Origin of the sequence: Dactylosporangium cerinum (genome assembly GCF_042653625.1) — a bacterium.
Lineage (GTDB): Bacteria > Actinomycetota > Actinomycetes > Mycobacteriales > Micromonosporaceae > Dactylosporangium > Dactylosporangium cerinum.
Map to the genome: position 1 here is coordinate 1 of NZ_JBHSIU010000005.1, position 19,551 is coordinate 19,551.

Genomic DNA, 19,551 nt, shown 5'->3' on the forward strand with positions numbered 1-19,551 from the left:
CGCGGCTGCGCCGGCGGCGGCGTCGTGTCCAACTGCAGCGGCATCGCCCAGAACAACTGGCAATTCACGCAGATCACCGCCACGTTCACCGGATAGGCCGAACCGCACGGAACAGAGGGCTGGTCCTACAGGGCCAGCCCTCTGCGGTCCGGGTGGCGACCCAGCCAGGCGGTGTAGCGGTCGTTCTTGCGCACCGCGTCGGCGTACGCCTCGATCGCATACGCCCACACCTGCCCGGCGACGCTGGCGGCCGGCCCGTCGGGCAGCCAGCCGAGCATCTGCCGCCAGTGCAGCGGCGCGCCCACGATCGGCACCGCGGCCAGGCCCGCCATCGGGCGCAGCGTCGCCTGGCACAGCCCGACCGCGTCCCCGGACTCGATCAGGTCGATCGCGCCGCGGACCTCGGTCTCGAAGAGCACCTTCGGCGTGAAGCCGGCCCTGGCGCAGGCCGCCGCGTGGCAGGCCGAGAAGCAGCCGTCGCCGGGCGCCGCGACCCACTGGGCGTCGGCAAGCTCGGCCAGGTCGACCTCGTCCCGGTCGGCCAGCGGGTGCCCCTCCGGCAGCAGCAGGAACACCGGGTCGGCGGCCACGACCCGCCAGGCCAGTCCGTTGTCCGTCGCCGGTGGCGCGTCGCCGCAGGCGCCGACGAGGACGAAGTCGAGCTTGCCGGCGAGGATCTGGTCGCCGAGCTCGGACGCCGACCACGACGCGTGCGTGCTCACCTGGGCGCCCGGGTGGTTGCTGCTGATCCGGTGGACCAGGCCGCCCAGGATCGGGCCGTTGACGGCGCCGATGCGATACCGCCCGGCGGGGTCCTTCGTGCTGGCCAGCCGGGTCGCCTCGTCCTGCAGGCCTTTCACCGCCGGCAGCAGCACCCGCGCCCGGGCGAGCACCAGCTCGCCCAGCGGCGTCGCCCGGGCCCCGCGCCGGTCCCGCTCGAACAGCAACCCGCCGAGTGCGCGCTCGATGCGCTGCAACTGGGCGGTCAACGCCGGCTGGGCGAGCCCCAGCATCGAGGCGGCCTTGGTGACACTGCCGGCATCCGCGATCGCACACACGACGCGCAGGTGCCGCAGCTCCAGATCCATATGCAGACGGTAGGACGTCTACCGGATGGGGAGAAGACCCCGGAGGTATCGAGACTCACCGTTTTCGCAGATCGACACATCATCGAAACACGTCTGTCGTTTGCCGCTATACCCCCCGGGGGTATATGGTCGTGCTATGGAAACCCCCTCCCTGACGCGGCAGGCGATCACCGCGACGCTGCACTGCCTCACCGGCTGCGCCATCGGCGAGATCCTCGGCATGGTCCTGGGCACCGCGTTCGGCTGGGGCAACATGGCCACCGTCGTGCTGTCGGTCGCCCTCGCGTTCGTGTTCGGCTACGCGTTCACCCTGCGCTCGGTGCTCGCCGCCGGCCTGGCGCTCGGTGCCGCGATCCCGGTCACCCTCGCCGCCGACACCGCCTCGATCGCCACCATGGAGATCGTCGACAACGCCGTCATCCTGGCCGTCCCGGGCGCCATGGAAGCCGGCCTGGCCAGCGCCCTGTTCTGGCTCACGCTGCTGTTCTCCCTCGCCGTGGCGTTCGTCGTGACCGTCCCTGTGAACCGGTTCCTGATCGCCCGCGGCCGCGGCCACGCCGTCGTCCACCAGCACCACGATCACCACGTCCACCACTGAGCCGTAGGCTGGATGGGTGCCCTCCCCCAGCCGCTGGTGCGCCGGTGCCGCCACCGCGACCGCGGCAACCGGCGCGATCGGGCTGGCCATCTCCGTGGCCGGCTCGGCGCCGTGGCGCTACGTGAGCGAGTCCGGCGTCGCCGGCGCCCCCCACCCGACGCTCTACCGGTGCAGCATGCTGCTGCTGGCGGCGTCCCTGGCGCTGCTGGCGGGGCCGGCCCGGCACACCGGCTGGCACGCCTTCGCCACCCTTTGGAAAGGGCGCCTCGCCGCCGTGCCGACCGGCCTGGCCGCCGCCGCGCTCGCCCTGGCCGCCCCGCTGGCCGCCCTCTCCGGGGCCGTCACGTGTTCTCCCGGCTGCCCGCTGCCGCCGTACGAGTCGCCCCGGCCGCAGGACCTGATCCACGCCACCGGGGCGATCGGCGCGTTGCTGCTCTGCGCGCTCGCGATCCTGGTGTACGCCACCCAACCCGATGCCACGACCTTGCGCCGGGCCGGCCGCCTCGGCGTGCTCCTGGCCTTCCCGCCGCTGATCCTGTCCGCGATCGGCATCCTGCTCCTGGGTCGTGGCCTGTTCACGGGCCTGATGGAGCGCGCCGCCCTCGCCGCCGTCTCGGCCTGGCTCGTGCACACCGCCGCCGTGCACGTCCGCGCGAAACCGTGACCCGCACCGTCGTCGTCACCGGCGGCAGCGCCGGCATCGGCCTCGCCGCGGCCAAACGCTTCGCCGCCGCCGGCGACCGGGTGATCCTCCTGGGCCGCAACGAGTCCCGGCTGGCGTCGGCACTGGAAGCGACCCGCACCGCCGCTGCTGCCAGCGCCGGCGCACGCGGTCAGGAGCCGCTCGCGATCCGCGCCGACTTCGCCGACCCGTCCCAGGTCCGCGCCGCCGCCGAGCAGGTCAGGGCCGCCTGCGACCGCGTCGACGTGCTGGTCAACAATGCCGGCGGCCTGTTCCGCGGGGCGACCTGCCTGCGGGTCAACCACCTGGCCGGCTTCGAACTGGCCCACCTGCTGCTGGACCACCTCAAGGCCGCCGCCACCCCCGGCCACCCGGCCCGCCTGATCACGACCGCCTCCCTCGCCGAGGCCTGGGGCGTCCTGGACGTCGACCGTCCACTGCGGGAGTCGCTGTGGCATCGCAGCCGCTGGCTCGCGTACGGCTCGTCGAAGCAGGCCAACGTCCTGTTCACCGTGGAGGCCGCCCGCCGCTGGACCCCGCTGGGCATCCTGCCGACCGCGTACTTCCCCGGCCTGGTGCGCAGCCGCTTCGCCACCACCAGCCCGCTGTTCATGCTCGGCAAGCTGATCCCGGTGCTGTTCGCCTCCCCGCACCGCGCGACCGACACCCTGCTCTGGCTCGCCGACGCCCCTGCGCCCGACCTCGCCCCGGGCGGCTACTACTTCCTGCGCCGGCCCTTCGCCGCCACCCCTCGCGCAACCTCCCCGCACCGCGCCGCCCGCCTCTGGCAGTCCTCCCTCACCGCCATGGACGAAACCGCCACGGACAAAACCGCCACGGACGAACTGCCCTAGGACCGGAGCCACGGAGTCATGCAGCCCGTGGCGTCCAGTGCCGCATACTGCTCGCCCTCTATCCGAGCGCTGGGGGTAGGGGGATCTCGTGCCAGGTGGTGGTGGGGCCGGGGGTGGTGGCGAAGTCGTAGCGGGCGGCGTCGTGGCGCAGGGCGACCAGGGCAGCGGAGCCCGAGCCGTACTCCAGGCCGTCGACCTCGCGGTGCACGAGCAGCGGTCGTGGGGCGGCGCCGCCGAAGGTGCCGCCCGCGAGCAGGGGGACCCAGTCGCCCCACGCGTCGGCGGTGGGCCGGCCGGGGACCGGGTCGGGGCTGGCGGCGGCGTTCAGCGGAGCGAAGGTGTTGACGTCGACGCCCTGGTTGACGATCACGTGGTCGCCCGGGGGCAGGGTCTGCCGGGACAGGTCGGTGCCGTTCCAGGACAGGACGACGACTTCGGCGGGCGTTGCGCGCACCAGATGGAAGGCGTCGAAACCGGAGAAGTCCTCGGGCAGCGGGGTCAGCGGCAGGGTGCCCCGGGTCGGGCGGTCGCCGAGCGGTGGCAGTGGGGGGAAGCCGTTGAGCAGGGCCGTCACGACCGGACCGGCCGGGTCGACGGCGAGCCAGGTCCCGCCGCCGGTGCTGTCCCGGCCTCCCCAGCGGCCCGGCCAGTGCTCGGCGGGCGGCTCCCAGGGGCGGGCCAGATACTCGTCGCGGACCGCGGCCAGCAGGAGGGGCCAGGTGGCGGCGGGGTCGAAGCGGAGGAGCACGGTGCACATGCGGGTGAAGGTTATGCCTGTCCGAGCTGAGGCACCCGCGCGGCCAGCCAGTCGGCAAACTCGTCGGCGGGGAGGGGCTTGGAGATGAAGTAGCCCTGAACCAGGTTGCAGCCCTCGATGCGCAGGTGGTTGAGGGTCTGTTCGTCCTCGACGCCCTCCGCGACGACTTCGAGATCGAGGGCGTGTCCGAGTTGTACGGCGGAGCGCACGACCGCGCGGTCCCGATGGTCGACGGCGATGCGCTGGACGAAGGACTTGTCGATCTTCATCTCGTGGATGAGGAGCTCGCGGAGGCGGCCGAGGGAGGAGTAGCCGGTGCCGAAGTCGTCGATGGCCAGCTTGACCCCGAGGGCGTGCAGGCGGTCGAGGGTGACGAGGCTGCCGGCGGGGTCGTCCATGATGCTGCTCTCGGTGATCTCCAGGGTCAGGGCGCTGGCCGGCACCCCCGCCTGGCCGAGCAGCCGGGCGACGATGTCGGGCAGGTCGGCCTCCTGCAGGCTGTTGGGCGACAGGTTGACCGCGACGTGCATGTCGTGGCCCATCCGCCGCCACGACGCGCAGCGGCGCAGGGCGACCTCGAGCACGTGCAGGGTCAGCGGGCGGATCAGCCCGGAGGTCTCGGCGAGGGGGATGAACTCGTCCGGCGGGACGAAGCCGTGCGCAGGGTGGTGCCAGCGGGCGAGGGCCTCGGCGCCGCGGACGATGCCGGTGGCGGTCTCGAGCTTGGGCTGGAAGACGACGACGAGGTCGTGGCGCTGGATGGCCTCGCGCAGGTCGGCGACCATGGCGAGCCGGCGGGGGCTGTTACGGTCGTCGTCGGGCTGGTAGACGCGCACGCCGGTGCGGGTGGTCTTGGCCACGTACATGGCGACGTCGGCGCGCTGGATGAGGGTCTTCGCGTCATTGCCGTGCTCCGGGGCGAGGGCGATGCCGATGCTGACGCGGGCATTGAGGCGCAGGTGGCCGATGGCGATCGGCTGTTCCATGGCGGCGGCGAGGTCGTCGCCGACCGCCACGGCGACCTCGCGGGTGCGGATGCCGGGCAGGAGCACGGCGAACTCGTCGCCGCCGAAGCGGGCCACGGTGCCGCGGTCGCCGAGGCGGCTCTGCAGCCGGTCGCCGACCTGGCGCAGGAGGGTGTCGCCGATGTCGTGGCCGAGCGCGTCGTTGACGTCCTTGAACCGGTCGAGGTCCATGAGCAGTATCGCGACGGGCACGCCCTGGGCCCGCAGCGCGTCGGTGAGGGCCTGGAAGCGTTGCCGGTTGGCCAGGCCGGTGAGCGGGTCGTAGAGCGCCAGGTGCTCCTTCTGCGCGACCTCCTGCCGCAGCTCGTCCAGGAGCCTGGCCTTGGTGAGGGAGAGGCTGGCGTGGTTGGCGAGGGCCTGGAAGAGCCGGACGTGCTGCTCGCCGAAGGTCGGGATGTCGGGGAGGCTGTCGGCGACGAACAGCACGCCGGTGGCGCCGTCGCTGAGCGGCACGGGGACGGCGATGCCGTCGACGATGGAGCCGACGACCCGGCTGCCCTTGGCGACCAGGACGGGGGTGCCGGCGCGGGCGGGCTGCCACCAGGCGGTCTCGGGCAGCGCCTCCAGGACGGTGGTGTCGAGCTGGTGCCGGCCGTGCATCCGCATCCGGATCTGGGTGCCGTCCGGGCCGGGCATGATCAGCTCGGCGCGTTCGGCGCGCAGCTGGTCGCGGGCCTGTTCGAGCACGATGCGGGCGACGCCACCGGTGTCCAGGACGCCGTCGAGAGCGCGGGTGAAGGCGTAGAGCTCCTCGACCTGTTCGTGGCCCTGACTCTGGCTGACGTAGGAGCGGTACGCCTTGTACGTGACCCCGGAGACGATCGTCAGCAGCGCGATGGCCCGCGGGTCGCGGTCGATGGCGAGGGTGCTGATCAGGCCGATGCTGGTGGTGATCGCGACCAGCGGCAGCCCCTGCAGCGCGCTGGGCAGCCGTTTCCACTCGCTCGGGTCGTCGTGCAGCGCGATGACGGCGGTGACGAGGACCGCGGCGATGATGTCGGAGACCATCATGACGAGCAGGACGTAGAGCCACTGCACCGGTCCCACGTCGCCGGGCTCGGGGCCGGCGAGCGCGCACAGCATCACGGACGAGGCGGTGGTCTGCACGCCGAGCAGGGCGACGTTGAAACCGAGCTTGACGCCGCGCTGGCGGCGCAGGACGACGAGGCCGAGACCGCCGCCGAGCAGGCGCACGACGAGCAGGAGGGTCGGGTCGACCGCCAGCAGGCCGAGGACCATCGGGATCTCGCTGAGGCTCATCGCGTGGCCGCCGCGGCGGACCCTGATGTGCACGGCGAAGCCCTCGGTCACGGCGAACGCGGCGCCGAGCAGGATCAGCGGCAACGCGTCGGCGCTGGAGGGCAGGCCACCGTGCTGGATACGGAGGCCGTGCGCCACGACGGTGGCGGCGCCCAGCCAGAGGCTGAGCGCCGCCACCCGGGCGTCCGGGCGACTCCACGCACGTGCTTTCTTCATGACCGTCCCGGAAGTCGCCTTCGTAGTGCGGTTACTGCCAGATGGAGGCGGACCAGTAGCTTCCACTCCAAGTTCGGCCGCTCCAGGTGCTACCTGACCAAGTTCGACCACTCCATGTGCGGCCGTCCCACACGGCACTGCTCCAGGTGCGCCCGCTCCAGGTGCGTCCGGCCCAGTTGTTGCCGCTCCAACCGACCGCGACCCAGCTGCGTCCGGTTGAGGTGTTGCCGTTCAGCGCGGTGCCGGTCCAGGTCGCGCCGTTCCAGGTGCCGCCGGTCCACGCCGTGCCGGCGGTGGCCGCGTTGGCCCAGGTGGTGCCGGTCCAGGCCCGGCCCATGATGTCCTTCTCACCGGTCAGCTCGGTGCCGGTGACCGGGTCCGAGACGTGCGCGGAGCCCCGGGACAACTCCAGCGAGCCGGTGCCGGTCGACGCCGCCCAGGTCTGGGTGAAGGTCGGGGTCGGCGCCTCGATCGCCTTCTTGATGTTGAGCTGGCCGGATCCGCGACCCAGGACGTCGCCGGCGGTCATCGGGTCGGCGGTGCTGACGAGCAGCTTCTTGACCTGGTCGGGGGTGAGGTTGGGGCGCTGTTGCAGCAGCAGCGCCGCCGCGCCGGAGGTGATGGCCGCGGCCTGCGAGCTGCCGCTGCCCCGGAAGTACCGGCCGGTCGAGTCGCCGGGCACCAGCCCGGTCGGGTAGTTGACGTCGACGTAGGACCCCGGGTCCCGCAGCCCGACGATCGAGCGACCGGGCGCGGTCAGGTCGGCGGAGCGGGTGGTGTTGCCGCGGGTGCTGAAGTCGGCCAGGACGTCGTCCGAGCGCGACTCGGTGTTTTTCGAGTCGGCGGCGCCGACCGCGATGACGTACGGGTTGGCCGCCGGCATCGACAGCGCGGTGCGGGTCTTGCCGTCGTTACCGGCGGAGACCACGACCGTGATGCCCTTCTTCCAGGCCGCCTCGACCGCGTGGGAGAGCGGGTCGAGCTTCTCGTCCTGATACGTGTCGGTCCCGAACGACAGGTTCAGCACCTTGATGTTGAGCCCCGGGTCGTTGCGGTGCGTGACGACCCAGTCGATCCCGGCGATGACCTGGGAGACATCGGTGGCGCCGTCGGCGGTGGCGACCTTGACGCTGATGAGCGTCGAGGTGGGCGCCATGCCGGTGAAGTTCGTCGGCGTGTCGACGGTCCGGAAGTTCGTGCCGGGGTCGCGGCCGGCGATCAGGCCGGCCATGTGGGTGCCGTGGCCGAAGGTGTCGGCGTAGCGGAGGTTGGGCGACTGCGACTCGAACGACAGGTCCGGGCCGTTGATGATCCGGGTCGGGTCGTTGAGGCCGGTGACCGACGAGACGCCGGAGTCGATCAGTGCGATGCCGACGCCGGTGCCACCGATCGGCTTGCCGCTCGCGTCGTCCTTCTTCCACACGTCCAGCGCGCCGGTCGCGCGCACGACGCTGAACATCGAGTTGGCGTCGCCGTCGGCGCGCCATCGCTCGGCCTGGAGTGCCACCTCGCCGTCGAGGGTCACGGAGCGCACGCCGGGCGCGCTCCTCAGGGCGGGCAGTTGGGTGCTGGGTACCTCAGCCGCGAAGCTCTCCACGATCGACAACGGCCGGCCGACCTTCCCGCCCGCACGGTCGACCGCGCGGGCGGCCGCGTCGGCGTCGTCATAGGCGACGATGACGCGGGTCAGTTGGTCGGCGGCCGACGCCGTCGGCGGCGCTGCGGCTGCCGGCACGCCCGGGACGGCCACACCAGCGATCGAGATGATCGCTGCCGCTGCGGCCCCCACTGCGCTCCGGTGTCTGCTTGGCATTCGGTCCCCTTCCATGGGTCGACGACTCGCCGTGGTCCATGGTTGGGCAGAGCGTTGTGCAGCGTTGTCACCAGATCGGCCACTCTTCGCTGCTCAGCGCATACGCAGCGTGATGTCGATCACGTCAGGTCGAACAACATGCAGCTGGAGGTGGCGTGCGCGACCATTCCGCCGCGGGCGTCGGTGATCACCGCCTGCGCCAGCGCCGTCCGGCGCCCCTTGGACAGCACGGTCCCCTCGCAGGTCAGCGTGCCGGACGCGAGCGACGCCGGGCGCAGGAACTTCGTCGTGAGGTCGAGCGAGGTGTACCCCACGCCGGCCGGCAGCGTCGAGTGGACGGCGCAGGCCGCGGCCGTGTCGAGCAACGTCGCCAGGACCCCGCCGTGCACGCTGCCCAGCGGGTTGTAGTGGAACTCCTGGGGCTCGAGCGTCACGACGACCCGGCCCAGCTCGGCCTCGATCCGCCCGGCGCCCATCAGGTGGGTGATCGGCGGCGCGGGCAGTTCGCCGCGGGCCATCGCCTGCAGCAGCTCCAGTCCGCTGCGGCGGCCCAGCTCGGCCGCGTTGAGCATCGGGTCGGACCAGGTGAACGTGCGGCTGCGTACCCCATCCTGAGTCTGCGTCATAGATGCAGCCTGGCCTTCGGCGGCTGGATCTGTCAATCAGACTCAGGTGCGGGTTAGCCTTTCGGGATGAGACCTGCGGCACTGGAATGGTCTGTTGACAACTGCACCATCGGCGCGGCGATGGCGATCCTCGGCGAGAAGTGGACCCTCGTGGTGCTGCGTGAGGTCTTCAACGGCATCCACCGCTTCGACGACATGCGCGAACGCACCGGCATCCCCCGCCAGGTGCTCACCAACCGGCTCGGCCGGCTCGTCGACAACGACGTCCTGCGCCGCGTCACCTACCGGGAGCCCGGCTCGCGGGCCCGCGACGAGTACCGGCTCACCGAGAAGGGCTTCGACCTGTACCCGCTGCTCGTCGCCGTCCGGGAGTGGGGCGACCGGTACCTGGCCGGCCCGGAGGGCCCGCCGCTGGACATGATCCACCGCGGCTGCGGCGCGCCCGTGCACGCGGTGCTGATCTGCGAATCCGGGCACGACGAGATCGTCCCGCGCGACGTCGTGCCGGTCCCCGGTCCGGGGGCCCGCCGGCGGGTGCCGGACTCACAGCCGGCCCACAGGTAGGGCGCAAGCTGCTGGCAGGGCCGGCCCGCAGTCTCGGCACCATGACGACGACGCTGACCCGCCCTTTGACCGTTGCCGACAGTTCCACGCAGCCGCCCCGGGACCCCACCTGGGTCCGGCCGGCCCTGGGGCTGCTGCTGGTCGGCACGCTCGTGGCCTACGTGTGGAACCTCAGCGCCTCCCGCTGGGGCAACGCCTTCTACGCCGCGGCGGCGCAGGCCGGCTCCGAGAGCTGGAAGGCGTGGTTCTTCGGCTCGTCCGACGCGTCGAACTTCATCACCGTCGACAAGACCCCGGCGGCGCTGTGGGTGACCGGGCTGTCCGTGCGGATCTTCGGGCTCAGCTCGTGGAGCATCCTGGTGCCGCAGGCGCTGATCGGGGTGGCGACCGTCTGGGTGCTGTACCTGACGGTCCGCCGCTGGCACGGCCCGGCGGCCGGGCTGCTCGCCGGCGCGGTGCTCGCCACGACCCCGATCGCCACGCTCATGTTCCGCTTCAACAACCCCGACGCGCTGCTCATGCTGCTGCTCGTCGCCGGCGTCTACGGCATGGTCCGCGCCCTGGAGCGGGGCAGCACCTGGTGGCTCGTGTTCGCGGCGGGCAGCATCGGCTTCGGCTTCCTCACCAAGATGCTGCAGGCGCTGCTGGTGGTGCCCGCATTCGCCCTGGCGTACCTGCTCTTCGCACCGGCCGGCTGGGGCCGCCGGGTGGTGCAGCTGCTCGTCGCCGGCGCGGCGCTGGTCGTCTCGGCCGGCTGGTGGATCGCGATCGTCGAGCTGACCCCGGCGTCGTGGCGGCCCTACGTCGGCGGCTCACAGACCAACTCGATCCTGGAGCTCACGCTCGGCTACAACGGCCTGGGCCGCATCACCGGCGACGAGACCGGCAGCGTCGGCGGGGGCGGCGGCAACGGCGGCGGCTGGGGCACGACCGGCTGGTCCCGCATGTTCGACGGGCAGACCGGCGGGCAGGCGTCGTGGCTGCTGCCGGCGGCGCTGATCTTCCTGGTCGCCGGGCTGGTCTGGTCGACGCGGAGGGCCGCCTACGTCCTGTGGGGCGGCTGGCTGGTGGTGACCGTCGTCGTCTTCAGCACCATGCAGGGCATCTTCCACGACTACTACACCGTGGCCCTCGCCCCCGCGATCGGTGCGCTGGTCGCGATGGGCACGGCTACCCTGTGGCGCCGGCGGGACAACCTCTTCGCGCTGCTCACCCTGGCCGGCACGGTCGCGATCAGCGCGATCTGGTCCTACGTCCTGCTCGCCCGCGCCACCGACTTCCACCCGTGGCTGCGCGTCACGGTCCTGCTGGCCGGGGCGGCGGGCGCCGCGGGTCTGGTGGTCAGCCAGCAGCTCGGGCGGCGGCTGGGCCGGCGGGTCGGGCCGGCCGCCGCGGCGGCAGCACTGTTCGCGCTGCTCGGGGGGCCGGTCGCCTACTCGATGAACACCGTGGCCACCCCGCACAGCGGCTCGATCGTCACGGCCGGACCCACGGTCGCCGGTGCTGGTTTCGGCGGCGGTCGCGGCGGTATGGGTGGAGGCCCGGGTGGCTTCCGCAACGGCGGGACGGCACCCGGCGGCACCATCCCGGGCGGCGCCGGGGGCTTCCGTGGCGGCGGCGGTATGGGCGGCGGCGGTGGCATGGGCGGCCTGCTCAACGCCACCACCCCGAGCGCGGAACTCGTCGCGCTGCTGCGGGCCGACGCGTCGCAGTACACCTGGGCCGGCGCAGCCGTCGGGTCCAACAGCGCGTCCGGGTACCAGCTGGCCACCGAACTGCCGGTGATGGCGATCGGCGGCTTCAACGGCAGCGACCCCGCGCCGAGCCTGGAGCAGTTCCAGCAGTACGTCGCGGCCGGCGAGATCCACTACTTCATCGGCGGCGCCGGCGTCGGCGGTCGCAGCAACGGCGGCAGCAGCGTCAGTGCCGAGATCGCCGCCTGGGTGGCGGCCAACTACACCGCACAGACGGTCGGCGGCGTCACGGTGTACGACCTGTCGTAGTCCGTCTCCGAGCAGGGGCCGTCTCGTCATGGGGCGGCCCCTTTTCACAGGTGGGGCGCAGGATCGTCGCAAGCTGCCGGAAGGTGCGGGACCGACCTTGGTGCCATGACCACAACGACGTTTCCCCGCGCAGCCGCCATCACCCGGTCCAGCGCCGCCACGGCGGTGCTGGACGTCGTCGTCCCCGTGTACAACGAGGAGCGCGACCTGGACACGTGCGTGCGCCGGCTGCACGCGCACCTCACGGCGACCTTCCCGTATCCCTTTCGGATCACCGTCGCCGACAACGCCAGCACCGACGGGACGCTCGCGGTCGCCGCCGGCCTGGCCCGGGACCTGACCGGCGTCGAGGTGCTGCACCTGACGGAGAAGGGCCGCGGGCGGGCGCTGCGGGCCGCCTGGGACGCCTCCGACGCGCCGGTGCTCGCCTACATGGACGTGGACCTCAGCACCGACCTCAACGCGCTGCTGCCGCTGGTCGCGCCGCTGCTGTCGGGGCACTCCGACGTGTCGATCGGGACCCGCCTGGCCCGGGGCTCCCGCGTGGTGCGGGGCGCGAAGCGGCAGTTCATCTCCCGGTCCTACAACCTGCTGCTGCGCGGGACGCTGCAGGTCGGCTTCTCCGACGCGCAGTGCGGCTTCAAGGCGATCCGCAAGGACGTCGCGGAGCAGCTGCTGCCGCTGGTCGAGGACACCGGCTGGTTCTTCGACACCGAGCTGCTGGTCCTCGCCCAGCGGGCCGGGCTGCGCATCCACGAGGTCCCGGTCGACTGGGTCGACGATCCGGACAGCCGCGTCGACATCGTCTCGACCGCCGTCGCCGACCTCCGCGGTATCGCCCGCCTCGGTCGCGGCCTGCTGAACGGGACGCTGCCGCTGCAGGCGCTGCGCTCGAAGTTCGGCCGGGCGCCGCTCGTCGCGGCGGGCGTGCCGGCGGCGATGCCGTCGCAGCTGCTGCGGTTCGCCGCGGTCGGGGTGCTGTCGACAGCGGCGTACCTGCTGCTGTTCGCGCTGCTGCGGCCCCTCGCGGGGGCACAGGCGGCGAACTTCGCGGCGCTGCTGGTGACCGCGGTCGGCAACACCGCGCTCAACCGGCGCGTCACGTTCGCCGTTCGCGGCGCCGCGAACGCCGGCCGGCACCAGGCGCAGGGGCTGCTGCTGTTCGCGCTCGGCCTGGCGCTGACCTCGGGCTCCCTCGCGCTGCTGGCCTCGGCCGCGCCGGTCCACCCGCACCTGGTGGAGGTGCTGGTGCTGGTGATCGCCAACCTGACCGCGACGGTGCTGCGCTTCGTGCTGATGCGGGTGTGGGTGTTCCGCAAGGCTTGACACCCGGCTCAGCCGGACGGCCACCGCGGAGCGCGACGCTGCCGGAACGCCGCGATGCCCTCCGCCATCTCCGTCGGGTCCTGCTGGACCAGGCCGTCCCAGCCGTCGATGATCGCCTTGGCCGCGCGGACGCTGAGCTGGGAGCGGCCGGCGATCACCGCGGCGGTGTCGCGCACCGTGGCCGCGAGAGAGTCGGTGGCCACGACGGTGTCGACCAGGCCGATCCGCTCGGCGGTCCGCGCGTCGAGCAGCTCGCCGGTGAAGAGCAGCAGCTTCGCCCTGGACGGGCCGACGAGCGCGACCAGGCGGCGGGTGGTCGAGCGCGGATACACGATGCCGAGCTTCGCCGGGGTGATGCCGAAGCGGCTGTCGTCTCCCGCGAACCGCAGGTCGCAGGCGACCGCGAGCTGGCAGCCGCCGCCGACGCAGAAGCCGTCGATGCGGGCGATGGTCGGTTTCGGGAAGGCGGCCAGGGCCCGTTCGGCGTGCACGGCGACGCCGTCCTCGCCGTCGGCCGCGATCGCCGCCGCGTCGTCGAGGTCCGCGCCGGCGCAGAACGTGCCGCCCGCCCCGGCGACGACCACGACCTTGACGACGGGGTCGGCGGCGAGGTCGGCCAGCAGGTGAGGGATGGCGCGCCACATGGCGGCGGTCAGCGCGTTGCGCTTGCCGGGGTTGTCGATGAGCAGCGTCGCGACCGGGCCGTCGACGTCGGCGCGAACCGCGCCCCCGGAGGCCCCGGGGCCGCCGGTCACCACTCGTGGACGGGCACGTTGGAATGCATCCTGGGAAGGTACTCCGCCAGAAGTTTGCGCATGGTGTCGTCGCGGTCGATCTCACCCGCGCCCGCGATGCGGTGGACGGTCTCGACCTGCCAGGACGCGCCGTTGCGGGCGGTCAGGCAGCGTTGCTCGATGACGCGGAGCAGCCGGTCGCGGTGCACGGGGTCGACGCCCCACCCGTCGAGGCCTTCGTGCGCGAGCGGCAGGAGGCGGCGCAGCACGAGCTCGGTCACCGGGACGGCGCCGAGGCCGGGCCAGAAGACGGACGCGTCGATGCCGAGGCGGGCGGCGGTGTGGAAGTTCTCCTCGGCGGCGCCGAAGGACATCTGCGTCCAGACGGGGCGGTCCTGTTCGGCCAGGCGGCGGACGAGGCCGAAGTAGAAGGCGGCGTTGGCCATGCTGTCCACGACGGTCGGTCCGGCGGGCAGGACCCGGTTCTCGACGCGGACGTGCGGTTTGCCGTCGACGACGTCGTAGATCGGGCGGTTCCAGCGATACACGGTGCCGTTGTGCAGTCGCAGCTCGCCGAGCTTCGGCACGCCGTTGCCGTCGAGGACGGCGATCGGGTCCTCGTCCTCGCAGATGGGCAGCAGCGAGGGGAAGTAGCGGACGTTCTCCTCGAACAGGTCGAAGATCGAGGTGATCCACCGCTCGCCGAACCAGACCCGGGGGCGCACCCCCTGGGACTTGAGCTCCTCGGCGCGGGTGTCGGTGGCCTGTTCGAACAGCGGGATGCGGGTCTCGCGCCACAGCTCACGGCCGAAGAGGAAGGGTGCGTTGGCGCCGAGGGCGACCTGGACGCCGGCGATCGCCTGGGCCGCGTTCCAGTGCGCGGCGAACTGCTGCGGGCTGACCTGCAGGTGGAACTGGACGCTGGTGCAGGCGGCCTCGGGGGCGATGGAGTCGCAGCGCACGTGCAACCGCTCCACCCCGTCGATCGCGATCAGCAGGTCCTCGCCCCGGGCGGCGAAGATCTGCTCGTTGAGCAGCGCGTAGCGGGGGTTGGCCGACAGCACGTCGGGGGTCAGCTGGTCGCGGCGCAGGGTCGGCAGGATGCCGATCATCGCCAGCCGGGTGTCGACGCCCGCCGCGTGCTGCTCGGCCGCGTTGAGGCTGGCCCGGACCTGGTCCTCGAACCGGGCGAGCCCGTCGCCGGCGAGCCGCCGGGGCGGCACGTTGATCTCGATGTTGAACTGGCCGAGCTCGGTGACGAACGCCGGGTCGGCGAGGGCGTCGAGGACCCGCTGGTTGCGCAGCGCGGGGTCGTGCTGCTCGTCGACGAGGTTGAGCTCGATCTCCAGGCCGCTCATGCCGTCGCCGTCTTCGAAGTGCGCGTCGGCCAGCATCCTGGCGAACGCATCGAGGCATTGGCGCACCTTGTCGCGATAGCGCATGCGGTCTTCCCGGCTGAATTCGGTCGTTTCGACGTCCCTGCCCATGGATGCCCACCTCCGCCGGAGCCGTGCGTGCATCTGGCATACCACGGGACGCGGACTTTTACTCCTGCGTCCCAGTGGCGTCGACGAGATCCAGCCTCAGGCGACGTGCGGTTTCAGGCCGAGGTAGCGCAGTGCCGCCTCGGCCGACGGCTTGTGCGGCAGCTTGCCGAGCCAGGACTGCCACAGCCGCCGGTCGGCGGACCACGCCCGCAGGTATTCGACGCACAGGTCCGGGGTGATGGTGAGGCTGCGCCCGTGCGCGCCGGCGAGGGCGGCCGCCATGCGCTGCCGCTCCGCCTCGTCGGCGACGATCGCGCGGGGCAGGCGCTGCAGGACCTGCTGGATGAAGTCGCGGCGGACGGTGAGGTACGCCTCCCAGTAGCCGGCGTCGGCGGCGTCGATGGTCTTCCCGTCGTCGAGGAGGGCGTAGACGCCTTCGGCGAGGGTGTCGCCGAACTCCTCGCCGCGGGCCCGGACGGTGTCGCGGAAGGGGTCGTATTCCTTCTGGGTGACCTTGCCGACCGTGGTGACGGGGTCGATGCCGTGGCCGTTGAGCAGGAAGAACCAGTCCTCGTTGTAGATGTTGGGGAAGAACGAGGTGGTCCGGTTGACCTGGACGACCAGGGCTCCCCCGCCGACGAACGTGCCCTGGATGCCGCCGGTCCTGCGGTAGGCGTGGCAGACCACGGAGTTGTCCGGGAAGCCCTGGTTGACCAGGCCGACGGCGGCGTGGGTCTCGGCGAGGGCGGCGGCGTCCCAGATGTCGCCGGGCTCTTCGACGCGGATGTCGTCGTCGAGGAAGAGCACGAAGCGCCAGCCGACCATGCGGGCGAGGGCGAGCCCGACGTTGCGTTTGAGGCTGGTGTCGGTCTTGCGGGAGAAGCGCCGCCAGCCATGTTCGTTGAGCATCGACGAGGTGCGCAGGTCGGGCAGGCGCGGCTGGTCGTCGTCGATGTCGACGGTGACCACGCGGACGCCGACGTCGGCGGCGAGGTCGAGGGCGCGGCCGGCGTCGGCCCACTTGCTGCACAGCACGATGAGCTGGCAGTTGAGGTCCTTGACGAGCTCGGCGGCGTCGCGCAGGTAGCCGTAGGGCCGGGCGGTCGGCACGATGACCGCGTTGACGCCGGCGGGCCGGGTCGAGCGGACCGTGGCGGTGCTGAGCAGTCGCGTGTGCGACGCGTGGTGCGCGTGCACCCGCGGTGGGACCGGTTGCGGCCCTCGGGTCACTCCGTAGGCTCCGGCCATTCGTGCAGCCGGGTCTCGGGGACCGTCCAGTCAGGTGTCAAGACTTCCCCTCTGACGATCTGCACCGACGTGAGGATGCTGAAGGTATCGCGAGATGCGAACCGCGCTGCGAGGTACCCACCGTTACGGTCGCGGAACCTCTCGTCGGTCAGGGAACGCACCGCGCCATAGGTGCCCCGGCCGAACATGCCGTTGAAGATCGTGACGGTCCGCAGCCGGTTGTAGGGGTTGGGTGCGCGGTAGAAGTGGGCGACGTCCTCGACGAGCCGGCCGTCGACCAGGGTGGGGGCGAAGATCTGGACGTCGTCGCCGTGGCGGACCTGGAACGCGGCGCCGGTCTCGTCGTCGCCGAGGCGGTCACGCTGCGACACGGGCACGTCGAGGCGGCCGAGCAGGTCGCGGGTCAGGAGGTTCCAGTCGACGCCGCCGAGGAGCACCAGGTGGGTGGTGAGATCGTCGGCGGACAGGGCGTCGTCGGCGCGGATGTGGATGACGCTGAGCGGGTTGGCGGCGCGGATGTGACCGTGCAGTTCGAGCAGGGTGTCGAGGTCGGCGTACGTGTACGACTCCGTGTAGTCGGGTTCGGCCGGGTCGACGTAGGGCATGTTGCGCCGGAACTCGGGTGGGAGCCGGGCACAGACGATGGTGATCGGGCGGTTGTCGGCGAAGCACAGCGGCCCGCTGTGCAGCCGGCGCAGTTCCTCCTCGGCGGGCCGGAACGGGCCGGTGGCGCTGCCGTTGGCGGCGTCGCGCAGCATCAGCAGTTCCTCTTCGAGCTCCCGGCGGCGGGCCTGCTCGTCGTGGTCGAGGTCGTCCTCGCCGATGAGCCGGACCCGGCCGCCGGCGAAGGAGCGCCCGGTGCAGAACAGCCGCGCGTAGGAGCTGATCCGCCCGACGGGCGGCAGGTCCGGCTTGCCGGGCGACTCCCAGGACGAGATGAGGGGCGGGCTGACGCCGAGGGCCTTGGCCAGTTGGCTCTGGGTGAGCGCGGTGCCGTCCGCTTCGGTCCGCAGCGACTTCAGCCGGACCGCCAGCCGGGCTTTCGCATTCTGTGTCGACGCCGCCATGAGCATCCTTAGGACGATTCGGACTTCAGAATCTGGATGAACATTCCTGACGGCGTTCACCATAGCAAACCGCTGGTCAAGCGTCTGTAGTCGATGCGTTGCTTCAGCTAGAACTGAAGTTTAGTCTGACGTCAGGAAAGTTGCCGTCAATTCCGTGACCTGCATATGTCGGACCGGTGGAGGGGGCGGCCCGGCAATGCGGAGCCGGGGTCGGGGTGGTGGATCGCCGCCCCGCCCCGACCCCGGCGCTCATCGGCCACCGCATCGACCCTGGTCGCACGAGAAGGCACTATTGCTTGGTGTTGTCAGATCATCTGGAGGTCAGACCCGCGATCGAGCCTGAGCTCGACCTCGTGGTCGCCGCGTTCGGCGACGCGTCATTCTTCGCCGAGCGAATGGCACGACAATCCGAGGACAACGGCGTCCTCCTGGTGGCATGGCTGCACGGCGAAGCCGTGGGCTGTGTCTACGTATGGTTCGAGGACGCCGAAGAGGCCGAATTGCGCAAACACCTGCCGGGTGTGCCGTTGCTGAACCGCCTGCGGGTGGTCGAACCGTTGCGCAACAACCGCTTCGGCACCGCGTTGGTCCACGCCGCCGAGCGGCTGGTCCGGAAGCAGGGGCACACGCAGTTGGCGCTCGGCATCAGCCTGGACAACGCCGATGCCGAGCGCCTGTATCTGCGGTTGGGGTTCGCGGAGTGGCCGCACGGCCTGGTCGACACGTACTACGTGGTCTTCAAGGACGGCAGCGAGATCCGTGAACCCGAGCTGTGCAAGATCCTGGTGAAGGACCTGGACGATCTGGACGGTCCGGAGTGAGCGTAGGGCGGGGTCCTGCAGGTCGGCGCGGTCGCCGGCGCGCACGACCTCGCCCGCACCATGAGTTCCGACTTCTGCACGGTGACCTCGCTGATCGACATGGTGCCGCTCAGCGAGTGCCGAAGAATGCCACAAATGCGACTTATCCTCGCGTACCGTCTGGGTCATGACCCGACACACGCTGCTCCTGCGGGTCGCCAACGTGAACCCCGCCAGCGTGCGGACGCACACCGACCGGGCGCTGTACCGCTCGATCGGGGTCTTCATCCTGCTGTACGGCATCTACGCGATCGTCGGCGCCGCGACCTTCGTCGACGCGAGCACCAACTACGCCCATCCCTGGTGGCAGTGACTGGTCGGACCGCCCGTCGCGGCCGCCGTGATCGCCTACGACCGGGCCGTCGTCGGCCGGGTCGCGGTCAGCTACGACAGCCTCGACTCCCCCGATCCGAGGCTGCTGCTGCGGCGCACAACGCTCGGCCTGTACGCCGGCCGGCTCCTGCTCGCCCTGCTCTTCGCGGTCGTCATCACCGAGCCGCTCATGCTGGCCCGGTACAAGGGCGAGATCGACGCGTACCTCGGCACCGTGCACAACCGGCAGCTCATCCAGCTCGAACAGTCCGGCGCGATCGCCACCTTCACCGGGCAGGTCGACGCGCTGCGCCAGCAGGACACCGCCGACGACGCCGCCGTCAACGACCTGCACAAACTCGCCGCGACCAAGCGGCAGGAGGCGGCCGAGGTCTACGACCGGGCCCTGGCCGACTCGCACGCCGACGGGGTGACCCGGCGGGCCGGCTGCCCCGCGGGAGGGTTCTGCGACACCCTCGTGCAGCAGTCCCGGGCGCTGAGCGCGGAGGCCACCCGGCTCGACGATGAGGCCGCCACGTTACAGAAAACGCAAGAAGGTGCCCGCCTGGACCGCGCGAAGCAGATATCGGCACTCAACGGGCAGATCGCCGAGCAACGGACCGACAACCGGCGCTCGGTGGAGGCCGGCGCCGGCTTCGGCGCCCGCACCACCGCGATGTGGCACCTGGTCAAGAGCGACTTCTGGGGGTTCGGCTTCTTCTACCTCGGCGTCGCCGCGCTGCTGGTCTGCCTGGACTGCGCGGCCGTGTGGCTGAAGCTGGTCTCGCACGGCAACGCCTACGAGCGCACCGAGGCCCGCGCCGCCCGCCGCCAGGAGTTGAGCGCGACGAAACGCCACGAGCAGGAGCTCCGCGTCGCCACGGCCGCGCGGGACGTGGCCGGCGACGGACTGGACACCGTGGTCGCGGAGCGGCGCCTGGTCGACGCCGCGGTCGAACAGGCCACCGCCCGCCTGATGGCGGAACTGGAGGACCAGTCCCTCCCCTCTTCGTCCAGAAGTTCCTGAATCG

General features: G+C 71.7%; 18 protein-coding genes. 9 read left to right on the forward strand and 9 right to left on the reverse strand.

Annotation, left to right across the window (positions count from 1 at the left end; genetic code table 11):
• Positions 1-125: 125 nt before the first annotated feature.
• Entirely contained in the window at positions 126-1,088 is a 963-nt protein-coding gene (locus ACFPIJ_RS03335; RefSeq protein WP_380113080.1) for a LysR family transcriptional regulator, read from the reverse strand.
• A gap of 136 nt (positions 1,089-1,224) precedes the next feature.
• Here ACFPIJ_RS03335 and ACFPIJ_RS03340 point away from each other — a divergent pair, with 136 nt between their 5' ends.
• The 3 genes from ACFPIJ_RS03340 to ACFPIJ_RS03350 are packed head-to-tail and all read left to right on the forward strand — an operon-like array spanning position 1,225 to position 3,222.
• Positions 1,225-1,686 carry a DUF4396 domain-containing protein gene (locus ACFPIJ_RS03340; RefSeq protein WP_380113081.1) on the forward strand — a complete coding sequence of 154 codons (462 nt, stop codon included), beginning with the start codon at positions 1,225-1,227 and terminating at the stop codon, positions 1,684-1,686.
• A gap of 16 nt (positions 1,687-1,702) precedes the next feature.
• Positions 1,703-2,350: a DUF998 domain-containing protein gene (locus ACFPIJ_RS03345; protein WP_380113082.1), complete on the forward strand. Its 648-nt coding sequence runs from the start codon at positions 1,703-1,705 to the stop codon at positions 2,348-2,350.
• Positions 2,347-3,222: an SDR family NAD(P)-dependent oxidoreductase gene (locus ACFPIJ_RS03350; protein ID WP_380113083.1), complete on the forward strand. Its 876-nt coding sequence runs from the start codon at positions 2,347-2,349 to the stop codon at positions 3,220-3,222. The genes ACFPIJ_RS03345 and ACFPIJ_RS03350 overlap by 4 nt, the downstream gene beginning before the upstream one ends.
• A gap of 58 nt (positions 3,223-3,280) precedes the next feature.
• Here the strand turns inward: ACFPIJ_RS03350 and ACFPIJ_RS03355 are convergent, their stop codons facing one another.
• From ACFPIJ_RS03355 to ACFPIJ_RS03370, 4 genes are all read right to left on the reverse strand, one after another.
• Positions 3,281-3,979 (reverse strand): NRDE family protein, encoded by a 699-nt coding sequence (locus tag ACFPIJ_RS03355; RefSeq protein ID WP_380113084.1) that lies wholly within the window; start codon positions 3,977-3,979, stop codon positions 3,281-3,283.
• Between the two features lie 11 nt (positions 3,980-3,990).
• Positions 3,991-6,480 (reverse strand): putative bifunctional diguanylate cyclase/phosphodiesterase, encoded by a 2,490-nt coding sequence (locus tag ACFPIJ_RS03360; protein WP_380113085.1) that lies wholly within the window; start codon positions 6,478-6,480, stop codon positions 3,991-3,993.
• 31 nt (positions 6,481-6,511) lie between these two features.
• Complete coding sequence (locus tag ACFPIJ_RS03365; protein WP_380113087.1) at positions 6,512-8,215, reverse strand: S8 family serine peptidase; 1,704 nt, start codon at positions 8,213-8,215, stop codon at positions 6,512-6,514.
• A 197-nt stretch (positions 8,216-8,412) separates the two neighbouring features.
• Positions 8,413-8,919 carry a PaaI family thioesterase gene (locus ACFPIJ_RS03370; RefSeq protein ID WP_380113088.1) on the reverse strand — a complete coding sequence of 169 codons (507 nt, stop codon included), beginning with the start codon at positions 8,917-8,919 and terminating at the stop codon, positions 8,413-8,415.
• A 66-nt stretch (positions 8,920-8,985) separates the two neighbouring features.
• Here ACFPIJ_RS03370 and ACFPIJ_RS03375 point away from each other — a divergent pair, with 66 nt between their 5' ends.
• From ACFPIJ_RS03375 to ACFPIJ_RS03385, 3 genes are all read left to right on the forward strand, one after another.
• Entirely contained in the window at positions 8,986-9,483 is a 498-nt protein-coding gene (locus tag ACFPIJ_RS03375; protein ID WP_380113089.1) for a winged helix-turn-helix transcriptional regulator, read from the forward strand.
• A 41-nt stretch (positions 9,484-9,524) separates the two neighbouring features.
• Positions 9,525-11,486 (forward strand): glycosyltransferase family 39 protein, encoded by a 1,962-nt coding sequence (locus ACFPIJ_RS03380; protein ID WP_380113090.1) that lies wholly within the window; start codon positions 9,525-9,527, stop codon positions 11,484-11,486.
• A gap of 105 nt (positions 11,487-11,591) precedes the next feature.
• Positions 11,592-12,812: a bifunctional glycosyltransferase family 2/GtrA family protein gene (locus ACFPIJ_RS03385; protein ID WP_380113091.1), complete on the forward strand. Its 1,221-nt coding sequence runs from the start codon at positions 11,592-11,594 to the stop codon at positions 12,810-12,812.
• Positions 12,813-12,820: 8 nt separating this feature from the next.
• On the opposite strand, the gene ACFPIJ_RS03390 is transcribed toward ACFPIJ_RS03385, so the two are convergent.
• The 4 genes from ACFPIJ_RS03390 to ACFPIJ_RS03405 all read right to left on the reverse strand — a co-directional run bounded on the left by ACFPIJ_RS03390 (position 12,821) and on the right by ACFPIJ_RS03405 (position 17,348).
• Complete coding sequence (locus tag ACFPIJ_RS03390; protein ID WP_380113092.1) at positions 12,821-13,567, reverse strand: enoyl-CoA hydratase-related protein; 747 nt, start codon at positions 13,565-13,567, stop codon at positions 12,821-12,823.
• Positions 13,564-15,033 carry a glutamate-cysteine ligase family protein gene (locus ACFPIJ_RS03395; RefSeq protein ID WP_380113094.1) on the reverse strand — a complete coding sequence of 490 codons (1,470 nt, stop codon included), beginning with the start codon at positions 15,031-15,033 and terminating at the stop codon, positions 13,564-13,566. The genes ACFPIJ_RS03390 and ACFPIJ_RS03395 overlap by 4 nt, the downstream gene beginning before the upstream one ends.
• 96 nt (positions 15,034-15,129) lie before the next feature.
• Positions 15,130-16,230, reverse strand: coding sequence for a hypothetical protein (locus tag ACFPIJ_RS03400; RefSeq protein ID WP_380113095.1), 1,101 nt, complete (start codon positions 16,228-16,230; stop codon positions 15,130-15,132).
• Between the two features lie 29 nt (positions 16,231-16,259).
• Entirely contained in the window at positions 16,260-17,348 is a 1,089-nt protein-coding gene (locus tag ACFPIJ_RS03405; protein ID WP_380113097.1) for a helix-turn-helix transcriptional regulator, read from the reverse strand.
• A 176-nt stretch (positions 17,349-17,524) separates the two neighbouring features.
• Here ACFPIJ_RS03405 and ACFPIJ_RS03410 point away from each other — a divergent pair, with 176 nt between their 5' ends.
• The 3 genes from ACFPIJ_RS03410 (at position 17,525) to ACFPIJ_RS03420 (ending at position 19,547) form a co-directional block, all read left to right on the forward strand.
• The gene (locus ACFPIJ_RS03410) at positions 17,525-18,169 is read left to right on the forward strand and encodes a GNAT family N-acetyltransferase (RefSeq protein ID WP_380113098.1); all 645 of its coding nucleotides are present in this window, start codon (positions 17,525-17,527) and stop codon (positions 18,167-18,169) included.
• Positions 18,170-18,335: 166 nt separating this feature from the next.
• Positions 18,336-18,521: a hypothetical protein gene (locus ACFPIJ_RS03415; RefSeq protein ID WP_380113099.1), complete on the forward strand. Its 186-nt coding sequence runs from the start codon at positions 18,336-18,338 to the stop codon at positions 18,519-18,521.
• The gene (locus ACFPIJ_RS03420; protein WP_380113297.1) at positions 18,522-19,547 is read left to right on the forward strand and encodes a DUF4407 domain-containing protein; all 1,026 of its coding nucleotides are present in this window, start codon (positions 18,522-18,524) and stop codon (positions 19,545-19,547) included.
• The last annotated feature ends 4 nt before the right edge of the window (positions 19,548-19,551 follow it).

What these genes read in the sequence shown, in the direction of transcription:
- ACFPIJ_RS03335 (WP_380113080.1), bottom strand. Translation starts at nt 1,088, where the DNA reads ATGGATCTGGAGCTGCGGCACCTGCGCGTCGTGTGTGCGATCGCGGAT.
- ACFPIJ_RS03340 (WP_380113081.1), top strand. Translation starts at nt 1,225, where the DNA reads ATGGAAACCCCCTCCCTGACGCGGCAGGCGATCACCGCGACGCTGCAC.
- ACFPIJ_RS03355 (WP_380113084.1), bottom strand. Translation starts at nt 3,979, where the DNA reads ATGTGCACCGTGCTCCTCCGCTTCGACCCCGCCGCCACCTGGCCCCTC.
- ACFPIJ_RS03360 (WP_380113085.1), bottom strand. Translation starts at nt 6,480, where the DNA reads ATGAAGAAAGCACGTGCGTGGAGTCGCCCGGACGCCCGGGTGGCGGCG.
- ACFPIJ_RS03370 (WP_380113088.1), bottom strand. Translation starts at nt 8,919, where the DNA reads ATGACGCAGACTCAGGATGGGGTACGCAGCCGCACGTTCACCTGGTCC.
- ACFPIJ_RS03375 (WP_380113089.1), top strand. Translation starts at nt 8,986, where the DNA reads ATGAGACCTGCGGCACTGGAATGGTCTGTTGACAACTGCACCATCGGC.
- ACFPIJ_RS03380 (WP_380113090.1), top strand. Translation starts at nt 9,525, where the DNA reads ATGACGACGACGCTGACCCGCCCTTTGACCGTTGCCGACAGTTCCACG.
- ACFPIJ_RS03385 (WP_380113091.1), top strand. Translation starts at nt 11,592, where the DNA reads ATGACCACAACGACGTTTCCCCGCGCAGCCGCCATCACCCGGTCCAGC.
- ACFPIJ_RS03395 (WP_380113094.1), bottom strand. Translation starts at nt 15,033, where the DNA reads ATGGGCAGGGACGTCGAAACGACCGAATTCAGCCGGGAAGACCGCATG.
- ACFPIJ_RS03405 (WP_380113097.1), bottom strand. Translation starts at nt 17,348, where the DNA reads ATGGCGGCGTCGACACAGAATGCGAAAGCCCGGCTGGCGGTCCGGCTG.
- ACFPIJ_RS03415 (WP_380113099.1), top strand. Translation starts at nt 18,336, where the DNA reads ATGACCCGACACACGCTGCTCCTGCGGGTCGCCAACGTGAACCCCGCC.